Here is a 17,204-nt window from a genome sequence, read left to right on the forward strand (position 1 = left end):
ATTTTTGATGTTATTGCTAGGGGATATGGTTTAAAAGTAGTGGTGCGTCTAAAATTAGAATGTGGCTAAATCCAAACTAATACCTTTCCCCTAACTCCTATCCTTTTAATTTGAAGTTTTATGTAAGAAATTTTTTAATTGAATTAGGGGGATTGTATCTGCTTTAACTTTAGCTATTGCTTCTGTATTCTCATTTTCCAATACAATTCTACCCCGAACACAACTCAATAGGCTTTCCCACTGCATTTGACTCAACTTTCCAATCAGTGAAATTTCTGGCCCCTCTTCGACATCTAAATCTTCTTCCATAAGTAGATTCATTACTATGCTAGATAATACCATATCTGCATCTTCCTCTGAAATATTAGTAGTATCAATTACAAGAGTTATTTGAGCTTTATCTGGATTGGAAGCAATCACTTTGAGTACCATCTCTAAATCTTGATAGAGATATTTTTTAGACTGACTCCAGTCTGGAAAAAGAATAAAATTAATGTTTCTCAATCTTAAATTTTCACGGAAAATTATTTCATTAAACTGAGGATATTTTTTTTCAATATTTGCAAATTCTACAATCTTAGATAAAGCATTAATATCGACTAAAATATCTTCTGCTACAGGATGTTTTTGCTGATTAGGAATTTTATCGCCTATTAAGTAGTAGTATTCTAGATCTACTTGATTGGCAATTACCCAAAAACAACCATTAACATAATTAGGGCTAAATATTTCTACTACTTTAGTTCCTGGACAACAGAAAACAAGATTAGTTAATCCAGCACCATGAGGAGCAACTACAACTTCAGCAGCAGCCATAAAAGATATCTGCTCCCTAAAAGAAATTGACTCGAAAATCACAGTTTCAAATCCATATTCTCTTAAAAAGTTTACCACCTCATCTTCATTGATAATTCTACGAGATACTGCTAATTTTCTACTAATATATAACCGTTTTGGTCTTGCTTCTTCTTCAAATTTTGCATAGTTTAAAAACTCCCTTCTCAGGAAATCGCAAACCCATTTAGGTATTCTTGTACTACCTGACAAAGAAGGAACAATTAGATTTTTTGCTTGAATATGAGGAAAATTAGAACTTTCAATAATTTTTTCTTCGGGAATACCTAGAAGTCTAAGAGTTTCTTTTTGAAAAGTATCAATACAACTATTAACAACAAATTTGTCAATATTATGAAAAGGTATTTCAGCAGCACGAATTAACTCAAACCGAGATACTAAATCAAAAATCCAGTGGTAGTAAGACTCCACACCTCGTACAGAAAGAAAAGCAACAGTTCCATCAATATAACTAACAGGTAGTAACTTATCTGAAGATGCAATTAAAGTAAAACTGCCTGTCGATATATCCTTTAAAACTTGACGGTCTGGAGTAATAATTGCACTGGTAAAAAAATCTGCCCAAGCTCGTCCATTAGAAATAATCGCAACAAAAGTCGGTGGACATTTTATTCTTTTCTCTCTTAAGTTTGGGTGAACGTTTTCATCGGGAGTTTTTGCCGAAGATAAATAAGAATCTTTTTGAAGCTTTTGAGATAAATTAATAATTTCTACTAAAGGATGGTCTAATGTAGAATTTATTGACCAATTAGCATTAGTTCGATCAAACTCAACTAAAACATTAGTTGACAGACAAACTGTAAAACAAGTATTTGCCTCATCTAACCTACCTTTTTTTCTTAAAATTTGCCCTAAACTAATATAAGTGTTCTTAGAGTTTGGTTTAATTTTTAGTGCCTGGATATAATAATTTATCGCTTCATCTAACTTTCCTTTTTGTGCTAGAATATTTCCTAAATTTTGATAAATTTTGGGGTCATCTAATTGTAGTTCCAGAGCTTTTTGATAAGAAGCGATCACCTCATCTAACTTTCCCCTTTCTCCCAATACATTACCTAAGTCTCGATGGAATTCAGGTCCGACTAAATTAGGTTTAAGTTCCAAGGCTTTTTGCCAGCATGGCAAAGCTTCCTCCAACTTATTTTCCTCATTCAATGCGTGTCCTAAATTCCAGTAGGCGGTCGCTAATTCTGGGTCGAGAGCGATCGCCTCTTCGCAACTACTCTTAGCATCATCTAACTTTCCTTGCTTGAAGTAAATGCTACCTAAACTAGCATGAACTGCGGCTAGATCAGGTTGAATTTCTAATGCTTGGGAATAGGAAGCGATCGCCTCATCAAAATTTCCCAGTATTTGCAAAGCATTTCCCATCGTTAGGTACGCAGTTGTCAAATTCGGTTTCATTTCGATCGCTTGCTTGCTTGTCGCGATCGCTTCTTTGAACTGACCTTTATTATAAAAGATAGTTGCCTGTTTACAAAGGGCGTGTGCTTCAGAATATCGATCTTCAATATAAGCTATTAAATTTTCTCTATAGTTTTTTAGGCTTGCAGTCATTAGTTCTGTTTGTTCTTTCTTAATATAGGTTTTATTTTTTCTAAATCTTCCTGACTCTTTCACAAACACCATATCGCATTGCCAGAGAGCATTGTCTAAAGGTCGCCACGACAAATTCACAATGTCATAGATAACAAATCCTTGAGCTTTCATACATTCAATAACATTAAAAATCTGAGTGAACAGACCAACTTCCACAATTACATATTCTGTTTCCCACAGCATTCTAGTTGCACCCGCCATAACATCAGTTTCACTGCCATCCACATCAACCTTAATTAAGTATGGCGGTTCTAATTCTTTCTCTTCACATATCCAATCTAGTGTTATTCCATCTATAGTTCTACGATAAAAGTTTTCTTCGCTGCTTGAGACTAGATCGGATACGGAAGAATGTACTAAATTAGGATCAACATTAATAGTAAATAAGCCTAACTCTTTAGTAGCAGCAGCAATAAGATACTCTGCATTATTAAGATTTTTACAAATCTTAGCAAGATAGGGTTCATTTTCCCGAATGGGTTCAATTAAAATATGCCGAGAATTGGGAAAAATCTCATATAAACAGAAAGTACCTAGAGCCGCACCCACATCAATAACCGTTTTAGGTTCAAAGCCCAACTGTTTAATCTGTATTAATCCGCCTTCCATAGAGCCTCTATAAATTTTTTGATCTACCATCATATTTCTCCCATATCTATAAACATTTTTTAACTACTGAAATATATATTTAGTGCACCTGAAAAATTGGAACATCATAAGCGACTAATTTAGCGATCGCTTCCTCATTTTCGCACTCCAAAGCAATTTTACCCTTAACCAAAGTCAAAAGAGCCTCCCACTGAATTTGACTCAACTCGCCAACCAGAGAAATATCTGGTCCTTCCTCCACATCTAACTCCTCTTCCATCATCAGATTCATCACAATGCTAGATAAAGCCATATCTGCATCTTCCTGAGAAATGTTGGTAGTATCCACTAAAAGCTTCATCCTACCTTTATCTGGACGAGAGGCGATCGCTGTTAACACCCTGGCAAAATCCTTGTAAAGCTCTTCCTCCTCGCAACTCCAATCTGGGAAGATAATTAAATTAATATCCCTCAACCGCAAACTTTTCCGGATGGCATCTACCATATAACCTTGAAACAGTTCTTTAAACACTGTTCCTATTTTTGCCGAATAAACTTGACTATCCAAAAATGCAGGATTAGCTTGCATCTTCTGCTTAATTTCGCTTTTCTTTTGTTGACGTAACTCCGCATTAGTTCCTAAGGCAACTGCTAAATCTATGTAAAACTCTTCACTATCGGCAACTAGATCGGAAACATCAAGCGATCGCAATATTGCACCACCCATCGCACCTCGGAAACAACTGCCTTGTCTGGAAATTATTGGCATTCCCACTTCTAAAGGTTCTATCAAAGAGCTAGTACCGGAAAAAGGATAAGAGTCCAAATAGACATCAGCTATTTTCAAATATTGCTTAACATCATGCCGATTTAATAACGGTTCAGGGTCTAGAACGATTAAACGATTAGCGACGATTCCATGTTGGGAAAACCGATTATTTACCTGCTCCAAAAACGCTTTCTTGGGATAAGCATTCGACCAATTTGGCCCAAAGGGCATCAACAGCAACACAGAGTTAGGTACGGCAGCAATAATTTTTGCCCATGTTTCCATCACTTCTGGGATAATTTTAAAGAAATTCGCACCAGAAATAAAAATCACGCTATCTTCGGAAATTCCCAAACTTTCGCGATTGACTTTAACCCTTGCCTCTTCTGTTTCTACTCCGTAACTAAAACAATGAGCAGTTCCCTCTAATTTTACCAATTGCTCTTGATAGTGCTGTTGTGCCTTTTCCATGGGGTCTGTAAGTTCGCCGGAAATGTAATAATCGATATTGTGCATTCCTGTAGTTACCACCGAAGCGACGCTAGTAACTTGTACCCTTGCCAGTCGATGTAATGCTAACAGACAAATTTGATTGGTAACAGCTGTGACATTTGTGCCGATAAACAGGATATCTAGATCGTCAGCGCGAATAGTATTTACTTGCTCTTTTAAATTTTGAGGCAGTTTAGTAAAAAAGTTAGCACAACCACGGCAATATTGCTCTAGGGAACGGTCTGTCTGTTTTAGAGAGTACAATACGACTTCATATTCCCTGCTGATATACTCGTAAACTGGAAGGGATGCAAAAGTTTCTGCTGTTGGCTCAAAGTGTGTGGCTAAAATACCGAGACGAATCTTTTTGCGATTTCCTCTTTCTGGGAATTCATAATCTATTTGATGAACTTGCCGTTTCAGTGTCGATTCTATAATTTCGGCACGCTTGACATAAATATCTTTGAGGTTGCCAGAGTTAAAGTAAAGGGGAATAAAATTAGCATTTTGGCTAAACTCATTAGCTACCTTTTGCCAAATAGTTGAGTTAGGGTTGCTAAATATGAAGGAGTGCAAGCTATCTACTAACTCCTGGAGATAGGAATAGTATTGATCTGCTTGCCCTCTTTCTGAATACAGAATAGGAGACTCTAGCAGAAATTTGAGGTAGTCGTCAAACAGCCATTGGGGGATTTTAGTCAAGTCATATTCTAATGGCAATTGCTCTGGACGACGGTAAAGCATTGCTGTCAAGAAATATTGGATAACTTTCGGTTTGTCAAAAACTTCTTTGAGGTTAATTAAGATTTCTGCAACAAAGCTTTGTTCGCTATTAGTAAGGGGTTCGTTTTTGATACCGCTTTTCAGTAGATGTTGATGAGTTTGACCTAAAGTTCCCAAATAGGCAGTTACCAATTCATCTGTCGGTAAACTCAGCCACAGCTCGGCGATTTGTTTTCTCGCTAGACGCAAATTAGCAAGTGCGAAGCGATCGCTAGGCTCTTTCTGATAGTTGCTAATTAAACGAGGTAATCCCGAAAGCAAATCTTGAATGTCGGGCGCTAAACTCAGTTCTGTCATAATTGTTTTGTTATCGTCGCTTAATAAGTTTAAAGAAATATTGCGTTCTCGTAAGATTTGCTCTGCTTGCTTGACTTCTTCTTCGGCGTACAGTTGAGAATGAAGTTTAATTATCTTGGCAATATGCACTGAAAAAGCATTTTTGTCGTTATAAAGAGTTTGGTTTCTCGCTCCAGAAGCGTGCTGTCGGTAGTAAAGATATGGTTTCGCCAAACGATAGCCCTGCCATCCTTGTTCGTAAGCAGATATCCAAAATTCCCAGTCTTCCAATCCTTGCTCCATGACTTTCTTAAAGCCGCCTACGCGATGGTAAACTTCTTTTCTGACCAGAGAAGTGACTGCTGCCTGATTATTTCTTAAAAAGACTTCTGGAATAAACTCTTGTCTTTCGACAATTTCGTTACTGACTCCAAAATACTGAGCGTCAGTATAAACAAAACCAACATCAGGTTTTTCCTGCAATAGCTTCATTGTTTCTGCGAGAAAATTAGGGTGAATTGTATCGTCTGCATCTAAAAATAAAATGTATTTACCTGATGACTTGATCGCTCCTGCATTTCTGGAATCACCTACCCCACTATTAGCTTTTTCTAATAACCGAATATTGCGATCGGGATATAACTCAATCAAAGACCTCGCTACTTCGCTAGTATTGTCGGAGCTGCCGTCATTAACTATGATGCACTCCCAGTTTTCATAACTCTGATTAATTACACTTTCTACTGCTTCTGGGAGGTATTGAGCGTAGTTGTAACAAGGAATAATTACACTTACCATTTCAATCACTTTTGTGGTGCGATAAGGCAGGGTCTCTAACTCAGACGTAGATACTGAAACTGGTATCGTGTTTGGATGTGGCAAATTGCGCTGAAGAATCCCGTATTCCTCCCATACCTGCAATGTCTCCCTAGCAGATGTTGGCGAATTTTGTTCTAAACCTTGTTGGTTATCGTAGTACAATCCCAGAATTTCGGGCAGACGCACAATATTTTCGTTCTTGCCTATTCGGAGCCATAATTCGTAATCTCCCGCGACAGTAAACTCTGAACGGAAATAACCGTACTTTTCGTGAAGTGACTTTCTCCACATTGGTTGGGAACCGATAATGCACCGTCGTTCGAGTTCTTCGTAGGAAAATTCCGGCCAATTCCAACGTTTATCTGCTTGCGTTGTCACCCAAGTATCGTTAGCAAGATCGGTAATTAAATGGTCGGCATACACTAAAGACGTTTGGGAATGATCATCTAAATAGGCTGCCATTTTTTCTAGAGCATCGGGACGGTGGCGATCGTCTGTATTGGCATTGGTAATGTATTTACCTTTGGCAAGTTTAATCCCCCGATTCCAAGCTGCATAAATAGTTTCTCTTTCGGGAGTTCGATAATAAGCGATCTGGGAATATTGAGTTTGGAATTCTGAGGCGATCGCCCCTTCTTTTTCCGTGGAGGCACTGTCAATAATAACAATTTCCAACTCACCTTTTTTGTACAGAGTTTGATTAACTAAATCTTCCAGACAACCAGGCATAAATTTCTCCGAGTTGTAAGTAGAAACAATCGCCGATACTTTAGGCAAAATTGTTGATTTTGCTTCCCTTGTAACTGTTGCCCAAATCCAAGGTTTATAGCATTCCAGAGAAATTAAATTGAAACCAGCTTCGACGAGCAACTGTTTTAATTGATCGTCAGTATAGGCATTGCCTAAGAAATAGTATTGTCGCTCTGCCATGCCTTCTTCATCAAAATTGCCCCAATTTTCTGTGCTGCGATCGTGTACTTGAATTCTAAAATATCCCCCTGGTTTTAAGACACGAAATATTTCGCGAAAATAGCTTTTGACAATAGACACAGAACGGATGTGCTGAAAAACAATTATCGAAAAAACAAAATTGTAACTTTCGTCAGCTAACTGTTGTAAATCGCAGCCATTATTAACGTATAATTCTCCATTTTGTTTGCCATCAGCTAAATATTGCTTGGCAAACTCAACCATATTTTCCGATATATCTACCCCATCAACCCAGGCGAACGCTTCTCGTAAATGCTTAATTAGACGACCAACACCGCAACCAATTTCTAATACTTTCCACTCCGGTTTTGCCGGAATACCTTTAAGAATTTGTCTGCTTGAAGACAGTATTGATTTTTGCCAAGCTTGCCTTTTTTCCTCTGGGGATAATTTTTCTATACCTTCATAAACAAACACCCTGTTGAACATAGCTTCATCTAGGGAGCCAACATTCCAAAACTGACGCTGGTGGTTGAGTTGTGCTTCGTTAATTCCTAGTTTTTGGGAAGGCGAACGCTCAAGTATTATCGGTGTTTTAACTAGGGAAGTTGACAAAGATGCCGTTGGCTGTTGGTTAAAAAATAATTCCCGGTAATTTACTTTAGGGAAAACTGGACAGTGACCTTCTACCGTAGCATCAATAATTTGACGATTATTAGCTCGAAAGTATTCTTCAGCAATTCTGTAAAACCTTTCTGAATTTGCCAAATCTGGTAGATTCCATTTAATTCCCTTTCCAAAATAATCTGGATGGAAGTGATTGGGGTCTTCTCCCTGAGAAACAACTTCTTTATTTGCATCGCCTTTGGTGACAAAATTATGATCTACACCAATCAAAATTACAGTTTCAAACCCCATGTAGTAAGCTAACTGCATAGCCACATAAGTGACTGTGTAACCTTCATGGACTCCCGTTTGAGGATTTGTAGCAAAAGCAGTTTGAGGGTGAGTTGTATTTATAAATATCATATCTGACTGCGGTTGCAAATAAGGAATTCCCTTATTACTAATAAACTTAGGGCAGGGAATTTTGCTTATTTCTTCAGCACTTTGCTCTATTACTAAGGGATTAACTGACACATAATAAGTCGGAGTAAAGCCCCACTTTTCAAACCCTAGATAAATGCGATTCATTCCAAAGCAAATCTCATGCTTGAGGAATGATAAATCCATCTTATTTAAACTCGGTCCGTTGCCTATAATAACGCATCTTTGACCCTTGTGTCTATTTTGAAAAGCAAGTAGTTTTTGATTGGACTCTTGTAGTATGGCTAGCTCTCTGTTTGTTGTCAGATATGATGATTGATTTTTCAAAGCACTAATATAACTAGATAAAGCTCGCTCAAACTCTGTAAGTTTATCCTGACGGACAAAAATTAAGTTTCCCCAAGCTGGATGATGATTTAAGGGGTAGGTACTAAATTCTAAAAATTGATGGGTGGTAGTTGCTTTACCTTTCCTGCCATACTCTTTTATTGGATCCCATTCTGAAACAAATACATGATAACCCCGCTCTTCCATGTAACGAGCCATATCGTGATGCGAATAGCCGAAATTAGGTTGCGAGCGATCGTCCATAAATTCGCAGATCACGATTTCTGGTTGCATTTTGCTAAAGTCAAAGCTCTGCAATGCCAAAAAATCTGCACCTTCAACATCTATTTTCAATAGCGAGACCCGATCTACTCCCAGTGCTTTTAAAGTAGTATCTAATCGGACTGTCTCTACTTTCAGCTTAGGTTGATGGGTGTCATGAAACGGTTTTAGGGAATGAATGCCCCAATGTTCCGAACTTACATAAAATGGTATTTCTTGACCTGCTTTATCGGATACTGCTTTAGGTATGATGGTTACGTTTGGATAATTCTGCAAATAGCTTTCTAACTGCCGTCTATTTTCCGGTTCTGGTTCAAAAGCGATAACTTGCCAGCCTTTTTTCGCAAATGGTTCAGCAGAAGACCCAACGTGAGCGCCTACATCTATTAATGTAGGCTTTGGTTCTGCGTGAAAGGGAAATTTAAGTAGTAAATCTAATTCTGAAAAATTCATTTGTCTTCGTTTTTTATATACACACAAAATAACGCCTTCAGTATGACCTTTATGTAAAGCTTTTGCTTCTATCATTGAGATTCTTCGCCAGGTGAAAAGTCCTCCCCGATCTAGCTTAAATCTTTCACTGCCTACACAAGGTTGATATTCGTAATACTCTTGCTTAACTAAATCTAGTAGTTCTTCAAATTTTCTAATTGAATTGATGGTGTAGTTACGAGCTTGTTCACCTAGTATTAGTTCATCCTTAACTCCAAATGGCAGTGTCATTATTAATTCTCCACCAGGCTTTAATAGCCTGGTCAATTCCTGAACAGCTTTATAATCACCATTATTTTCAACATCAGGAAGTTTATCTGAGCGAACTTGTGGCGAATACAAGCCTATATGCTCTATTACTGATACAGCTATGATTTTGTCAAAAGTATTATTGGGAATCGGAATATTTCTGACATCCGCTTGATGAAAAGTAATTTTTTTAAACTGTTTTAAAGGTGGATCGTAGTCAGTGGCGTGTACATCTATTGACAGGCTTTCCAACCATGAAATCCAAGCTGGATCGGATTTGACTGTTCCCACATCAAGGATACATTGGGCATTACCTAGTTGAGAAGCTGCAAATGGATACTCAATACAACGACTGTGAAGAAAATCCCAAGGTCTGTGAAATAGAGGATTAGGTTTAACTTCACCTATCTCATTTAATTCAAAAATTGGAACAGTGACACTACCAAAATCATTTTCACTTTTTTTTATTAGATTCATAAAAATTTCCAGATTTATTTTAGCTTCTACAATTAATTATTCCGTACTCAGCCTGGCAGTCGCTCCCCCATCAACAACCAAACTCTGACCCGTCATAAACGAAGATCGATCGCCATCTGCCAAAAAATAAATCGCCTCAGCAATTTCCACTGGCAGACCGATACGACCGATAACGTGCTTGCTTCCTAGCTGCTCGACTAACTCGCTGAGATTTTCTCCAGCCAAATGACCGCGAGTCAAACCAGTCTGCAACATCGGAGTATCCACCGCCCCCGGAAGAACAGCATTAACCCGAATCCTAGAGGGACCGAGTTCGATAGCTAAAGCCCGAGTCAAAGCCAATAACCCTCCTTTACTGGCGGCATAAGCAGCAATATTAGCAGAAGTGGCGATCGCGTGTACTGAACTAACATTAACAATTGCCCCACCCGCTTTTTCCATCAGTGGATAGACGTTGCGGACTGCCAGATAAACCGAAGTCAAATTAACTCCCATCACCCTATTCCACTCTTGGGGAGTAGTCTCCACAAAAGGCTTGCATACTTGAACCCCAGCATTATTCACCAAAGCATCAACCCGTCCTTGTTTCTCCCTAATTCCAGCAACAATTTTCTCCCACGCCTCGCTATCCGAGACATCAGCCAGAAAAAAATCGCCCCGTTCGGTCAAAGACTCCGCAGGTTCAGATACATCAATGCCAATAACCTGCCAACCCTGTTTGCCAAAAAGTTCTGCCGTCGCCTTGCCAATACCACTGGCAACACCAGTAATTACTGCTACCTTGCTCACCTGATGCTACCCTCCAACCCTTCCAAGAGATTTTGAATAGCCATTTCGTTCACTCGCATCACCGCTTCCAGAGTATTAGAAGCATTATGAGTACCAAAAATACAATTATCGAACTGACGCAAGGGACTATCCATTGGCAACGGCTCTTCTTCAAACACATCTAAAGCGGCACCCGCCACTTTACCTTCTGCCAAAGCTTTTACTAAAGCTGCTTCATCTACCAAAGGTCCGCGAGCGGTATTAATCAGATAAACTCCCTCTTTCATCAAATCGAATTGCTTTTGCCCCAATAGATGACGATTATCCGAAGTAAGATTGCAATTGAGAGAGATAAAATCAGACACTTGCAACAGCGATTCCAAAGATTGCTGGCTCATGCCAGTATCTTGTATAAACGATTCTGGAACCGAAGCAACATCGTAGCCAACTACCGACATTCCTAGAGCGACTCCCCGTCGCACTACTGCTCGTCCGATACTGCCAACTCCAATTACTCCTAAAGTTTTGCCCCGCAAAGACCGACCCTGAACCTTCAACCAACCGCCATTTCTCACAGAATGGTCTAATTTATGGAGTCTTCTTGCTAATAAAACAATATAACCTAAGACCACATCTGCCACTTCATCGGCGAAAACATCAGGAGTATTGTGCACTAAAATTCCTAATTTTTTTGCTGCTTCTAGGTCAATAGCATCTAAACCTATTCCCCATTTAGCAACTATTTTGAGACGTTTTCCCTTCTCTAAAACTTTAGCGGTAAAAAAATCATCTCCGGCAATTACCCCATCAAAGCGATCGATAATTTCTAAAAGTTCGGCTTCGCTCAACTGTTGCACCAATGTCGGTACTTCAATTTCCACATTGCGTTCGGCAAACAAAGGACGATAGGGGTCAATCGTCTTTTGCAAATGGGGACAGGTAATTAAAATTCTCCACTTCATCAGACTTTCTCCCGCTCTTTATAAAGAAATTCGGCAATTCGGAAATCTAATTCTTCGTCAATATCTGTTGCTTCGAGACGATCTATTTCAAGCATAAAGGGGCGATCGCCTATTCTATTGTGTTTTGATTCTAATATTTGCTTAGTAAAAATGTACAAACATGAGTTTTCTTCATAGACTGGAGGCAAATCTTGAGTCCGCAATAAAATGGCAGGATTATGATTAACTGCTCTTGTTAAACTATCCCATAAACGAGTTTGAAGTCTGTTGACAGAAAACATAGAATCATAAATCGGATAGTTGTTGAGAAACTGCTCTACAGCATTAGTAATAGTCTCAGTGCGCAGTAAAGGATTTGTGCTATGAGTTTGTAAATAATAATCGGCTTCTACCTGAGCCACATCATTGAGCAAAACATCGTTCATGGGAACCGTGCCCGCCCTTAAATGTTCTGGTCTTTCTAATAAGACAACCTGGGGAAAATTATTTTTAACATCTTCCTGAATAGTCGGGCTATCTGTATCGATTACTACTTCACTAATTAAAGGGCAAGCAACTAAACTGCCAACGATGTAATGATAAAGCGGTTTGCCAACAAAAGAGCGATAGTTTTTTCCCGGCACTCTCTGGCTGTGGTGGCGCATGGGAACTAGAGCAACAATATTAGGCATTTAATTTACTCCTCTTCCTCGATTAAAACCGCTCTTGCTGGCGCTCCATCAGCATCGACTAGCTTCAACGGCAAGCAGATTAGTTGATAGACTCCAGCTTGTATGTTAGTTAAGTTCAAACCTTCGAGAATCACCACACCTGCTTTGAGTAAAATTTCATGGATCAGCGGACTATCGCGGTAGCGCTGCACTGAAAGATAATCTACACCGATTAAGCGAATTCCACGATCTACTACCCACTGGGCGGCATCCGCTGTCAGCGCTACGAAGTCTTCTTGGAACTCAGTTACGCCGTCAGCCCACAATTTAGAGTTGCGAGTATGAAGCAGCAGTCGTTTGATATTTTTTGGTAAGTCTAAGGCTGCCAAATCCTTTGCCGTTACTGAACTTATATCAGGCAGATAAGCTACCGCCGCCGGTCCGATTAAGTCATCCAGGGCAAGGTGTTCTACAGTATTTCCCTCTGTCAGAAAGTGCCAAGGAGCATCTACATGAGTGCCGACGTGAATATCTGTAATGAGTTGGGAGACATTAGCGATGTCTCCAGCATCCAGACGCATTGTTGGCAATAATTGAAAGCCAACGCTTCCAGGCCAAACTGGCATCTGAGATTGCAAAGGTACTGAAATATCGATGATTCTTGTCAATTTATTTCTCTCCTGTAGCGTTAGCGTATTTGATGCGGCGCGAGTTCTGAGTAGGGCTTGCTACTGCCTGAGAACGTTTCCAGCCGTTAGGATAGTAAAAGGTTTGTTTAAGTTTGCTGGTAACTGGACCTTGCTGCAAAAATCCTTGATATGTACCCCAAAACTGCATTAGTCTAAACACAAATATTTCTAACATATTTTTCCTTAATAGGCGATCGTACCAAGCATGATACCAGTCGCTAACGACATTGCCAAGGAATAAGCGAACGAAGTCGAAAAAATTAAAGTGTTCTTGAGGAAAAATATGCTTTAAAGCAATTGCTTCTCTTCGGTATCGGTTGTAAATATTTGTAGGCGTTTCTTGATGAACGTGAATAATTTCTGCCTGGGCTGAATAAGCAATTTTACAACCTTTTTGTATGGCACGCCTAGCCCAGTCAATATCTTCTAAACCTGTTAGCTCTTCATCGTAGGGCAATTGTTCCCATAACGATTTCCTGATGGTTGCATTGGCGTTATTGCAAAAAGGATGTTTTTGAGACAAATTAGACTGCTCTGGGAACCACTTAGCAAATACTTGATGTTCTGAATATTTAGTAATTTCATTGCCCCTTTGCTTGCCATAAACTAAAGCAACATCTGGATTGACAAAAGGAGCTAGTAATTGTTCTAACCAATCTTTGTAAACTGGATAGACATGGGCGCTGGCAATAACTATGGTCTCACCAGTTGCAGCTTGACAACCAATATTTAAAGCTTTTCCAAAAGAAAATTCTTCTGGGCGAATTGAAATAATTTTTACTGGGTACTTAGAAACAATAGAAACTGTGGCATCGGTAGATCCTGAATCTACTACAATAATTTCCACATCTTTAATAGTTTGCTCCATTATGCCACCGAGCAGTCTGCCTATGTGTTTTTCTTCGTTATAACAACGAATTACTATAGATGCTGTAAACATTTTATTTAATCTTCTAAGATTCATTCTTTTGCCAAAGCTTTCCTCGTCTACACCAAAATAACTTTATAATCCTCCCTCTGAGCATACAACTCTACCAACTTTTCCAGATAAGGGAGCCTTCCTCTAATAAACTTTGTTCTAAAGGGATAATTTTAATAATATCTGGAACTTGTTTAATTCCATTAATATGCGCATAAGTTTGTTGACGTAGATGAGTTTTGCATCAAGCATCAGCTACTTCTAACAAAACAAACTCTGTTGTTACTAAAATAACTTGCTGTTGGTTTAGTCTAACCAGAATTTGTTTAGCTTTAGCTGTTAAGTTATCACTACTATTTGGTCTACTAAATCGGATATTCCTGTTTCCATCTGACAACTTTCTACCACAGAGAATAACTTATCCTACTGGCCTTGATTTTTTGCTTCTTGTTCTTTTACAGTTTTAGAACTCGTCGCTACATCTAAGAAAGTAATAATAATTGGGTGAGATTCGGGATAAGAAACAGGTTCACTTAGATGAACCACGCCATCTTTAAAAATACCTTTTATTGACTGCATCATAAAACCAATAGTAAATAGTAATCATTGAATAATCTATGGCTTTTTCTCAACTCATAATATCAAATAAAAGAATAATATTGGTTATTTTCAGAAAAGAGGGAACAGGGAACAGGGAGGAATAATTAATAATTTATGGATAAGAATTGGTTTTATTTTTGATTTTTGGACATTTCTATTGGTCATTTTCAGAAATTATTCCCTCGAACCTCTAACCTCACCCCCTCTAACACAACTTTATAATCCTCCCTATCCGGATACAACGCCACCAATTTCTCCAAAGGCTCGATCGCCCCTTCTTTATCCCCCATCTCCAACCGCACTTTAACCAAACCCTCTAAAGCATTCACATTCTCTGGCTCTCTCTCCAATACTTTCTCATATCCTTGCGCCAGTTTCTGCAACCTCTCCTCTACCGACACAACTTCCACCGTTTCTACTTGTTGAGACTCTTGTAAACCGCTTTTAAACATATTCGCTATCCCAAACAAGGCCGTACCACTAAAAGATACAATCCCAATTAGGGAGATTATCTTTTTTAATATCTTACTTCGTTGCTGCCGAGCTTCCATATTCCGTTTCTGTGTACCTTGCATTGGCTATTTTACTCCCAATTTCTACTTTCTCCAGTTTTCCCAATTTTAGCCAAAAAGCGATCGCTTAAGCGGTGCGGAGTATTATCGCTCCCTATCATTTCGTCCCTTGTCCCACAAAAGTCCGTTTAATTAGTGACTTAAGCCAATATCAAATACCAACAATTCAATGCTCTGGAGTATCACAGTATGTAGGGTGGGCAAATACTGATAGATTAGTTTAGCTAGAGCGTCGAGAAGCCTCACAGCATAATTGAAAATTTGGTGTGAGATGAATCGACGGTAAATTAATGGGACTCGATGTCCCATTAATTTACAAATTTTATGTTATGATAGATTTAAGCTGGTTTGAGTTAACAACCGCCAGTGATCAACCATGAAAATCAAATCAGATATGGGGTGAAATCCCAGAAATCCTAGTAATCCGTTGGGAATGTCAAATCTGATGGTGGCCCTAGGTGAGCAGCTTTTTGATTGGCCAAAAGGGCGACGGGGCATCCCGTCCTTAAAGCTCGTGGAGTCCGACGGAATACCGGGACTGTGAAACGAGAAGCCCACACTATACCGTCAGGTTAGTGTGGGAGTATGTCACTATAGATGGTTAAATGTTTGGGCGTTGCTGAATTGAAGTATGAATGTGCGATTGTTTGGTTCTGGTCAAGCCCCCTAAATCCCCCAATTTTGGGGGACTTTTAGAGTTTTATTCCCCCCAATTTTGGCTTGCTCGGGGGGCAAAATCATACCCAGAATCAGCAACGCCAATATTTGCTTGCCTCATTACTCTCAAAGGATAAAATAACTAAGCTATCGCCCCTCTTTTTTCTAGAGCAACAGCTTTTCAAATCGCAATATTTTAAAAGTTAAGTTCTTTGATTTTCTGTAGTTACAAAGAAATATATACGTCCGGGAAAATATATCCCTTCCTAAACTACACTGTCAAATAAGGTTAAATAGATTGCCCTAATTATACCTAACCTTATTTGATAAGTTTTCTTTCAGTTAAGAGGGATATATTCCTAATTTTTATTTAAGCAGTTTATTTAATGTTTGTCAATAGTTTATTCTGAATTTTCTCAAATTTTTAGTCCCTAGTAATGGCAAAATATTCCTAAATTCCACCTATACAAGCTTTCTCAACCCAGAAGTCATAATTTCTGCTAAGTTATCAGCTAGTGTCCTAAAGCTTGATTTAAGTTTCCATTGGCCAACTTTTGTAGGTTGTAGAAAGCCATGAGCTGTAACATTTCTGAGAGCTTTTGCTAATTTCACTGCCTCCTCCCAATTACAAACAGCTTGAGAGTTGACTAACCACTGGTTAATAATTCTGGCATCACCTGCTGTTACTCCAAGGAAATCAGCGATCGCCTCATCTTCTTTATTCAACCATTTTTCAAGATTGGATTTTTCTTTAGGAGTCGGTGGTTCTAATTTCTGGTAACATGGTAGTTTACACTTGTTGATAAAATCCCGAATTATTTCTGGTTTAGTATTTCTTTCAAAATAATTCATCAACCCTTTAGCAGTAATTTCAAAACCTGCATAAGCAATCACAAGTTGCCATTGAATTCCCCGTAATTTTTCATGTTTTTTGCGAGGGGAACTATCATCGCCAATATGAGGATTTTGCCAATCAACTGCTGCTTGCGTTAGACTTACTCCACGACAGAGAGCTTTGATAACTTTGTCTATATGCTCTGGAGTATCATAGTGGTCTTGAGAAAAATAAACAAGCTTTTCTTTTATTCTTGTGCATTTACTCTGGTCATCTTTCCAAGAGTTATCAGGTTCAAAAATCTGCCAGACTTCACTCCAAACATTTCTCAAATTTTCTGGTATTTCTTTGGAATATTCCTCCATCGTCCATGATTTTTTGTGCTTTGCATCAATCAAAAAAGAGGCGATCGCTATTTATCGCCTTTACAATTATTCGCAAATTTTTCTGTTGTCTGCTAATTGTAGTGCAACGTGCGTTGCAACTAACCCTACGGCTAGAGTTTATACTACGGTTCCCGAGAAATCTGAGTAATATAATTCCTTCGATCATTATACAATGTGTAGG

The 17,204-nt window shown here is 38.7% G+C and carries 11 protein-coding genes; all 11 read right to left on the reverse strand.

The window, feature by feature from the left end:
• Window positions 1-105 precede the first annotated feature (105 nt).
• A complete protein-coding gene (locus F6K15_RS03500; protein WP_293057032.1) occupies window positions 106-3,096 on the reverse strand; it encodes an FkbM family methyltransferase in 2,991 nt (996 codons plus the stop codon).
• Window positions 3,097-3,142: 46 nt separating this feature from the next.
• Complete coding sequence (locus F6K15_RS03505) at window positions 3,143-9,985, reverse strand: FkbM family methyltransferase (protein WP_293057034.1); 6,843 nt, start codon at window positions 9,983-9,985, stop codon at window positions 3,143-3,145.
• A 36-nt stretch (window positions 9,986-10,021) separates the two neighbouring features.
• Window positions 10,022-10,774, reverse strand: coding sequence for an SDR family NAD(P)-dependent oxidoreductase (locus F6K15_RS03510; protein WP_293057036.1), 753 nt, complete (start codon window positions 10,772-10,774; stop codon window positions 10,022-10,024).
• On the reverse strand, window positions 10,771-11,715 hold the full coding sequence (locus F6K15_RS03515) for a phosphoglycerate dehydrogenase (protein ID WP_293057038.1): 945 nt from the start codon (window positions 11,713-11,715) through the stop codon (window positions 10,771-10,773). The genes F6K15_RS03510 and F6K15_RS03515 overlap by 4 nt, the downstream gene beginning before the upstream one ends.
• Window positions 11,715-12,386: a cytidylyltransferase domain-containing protein gene (locus tag F6K15_RS03520; protein ID WP_293057040.1), complete on the reverse strand. Its 672-nt coding sequence runs from the start codon at window positions 12,384-12,386 to the stop codon at window positions 11,715-11,717. Before F6K15_RS03520 ends, F6K15_RS03515 begins: the two co-directional genes overlap by 1 nt.
• 5 nt (window positions 12,387-12,391) lie before the next feature.
• Window positions 12,392-13,033 carry a cyclase family protein gene (locus F6K15_RS03525; RefSeq protein WP_293057043.1) on the reverse strand — a complete coding sequence of 214 codons (642 nt, stop codon included), beginning with the start codon at window positions 13,031-13,033 and terminating at the stop codon, window positions 12,392-12,394.
• A 1-nt stretch (window position 13,034) separates the two neighbouring features.
• Window positions 13,035-13,994, reverse strand: a complete 960-nt coding sequence (locus tag F6K15_RS03530; RefSeq protein ID WP_293057045.1) for a glycosyltransferase — start codon at window positions 13,992-13,994, stop codon at window positions 13,035-13,037.
• 223 nt (window positions 13,995-14,217) lie between these two features.
• Entirely contained in the window at window positions 14,218-14,370 is a 153-nt protein-coding gene (locus tag F6K15_RS03535) for a hypothetical protein (protein WP_293057047.1), read from the reverse strand.
• A 26-nt stretch (window positions 14,371-14,396) separates the two neighbouring features.
• Window positions 14,397-14,555: a hypothetical protein gene (locus F6K15_RS03540; RefSeq protein ID WP_293057049.1), complete on the reverse strand. Its 159-nt coding sequence runs from the start codon at window positions 14,553-14,555 to the stop codon at window positions 14,397-14,399.
• 185 nt (window positions 14,556-14,740) lie between these two features.
• Window positions 14,741-15,148 (reverse strand): M48 family metallopeptidase, encoded by a 408-nt coding sequence (locus tag F6K15_RS03545; protein WP_293057051.1) that lies wholly within the window; start codon window positions 15,146-15,148, stop codon window positions 14,741-14,743.
• A gap of 1,116 nt (window positions 15,149-16,264) precedes the next feature.
• Window positions 16,265-17,035, reverse strand: coding sequence for a hypothetical protein (locus F6K15_RS03550; RefSeq protein ID WP_293057054.1), 771 nt, complete (start codon window positions 17,033-17,035; stop codon window positions 16,265-16,267).
• Window positions 17,036-17,204: the final 169 nt, after the last annotated feature.

The sequence above is a fragment of the Okeania sp. SIO2B3 genome (genome assembly GCF_010672525.1).
Classification (GTDB): Bacteria; Cyanobacteriota; Cyanobacteriia; order Cyanobacteriales; family Microcoleaceae; genus Okeania.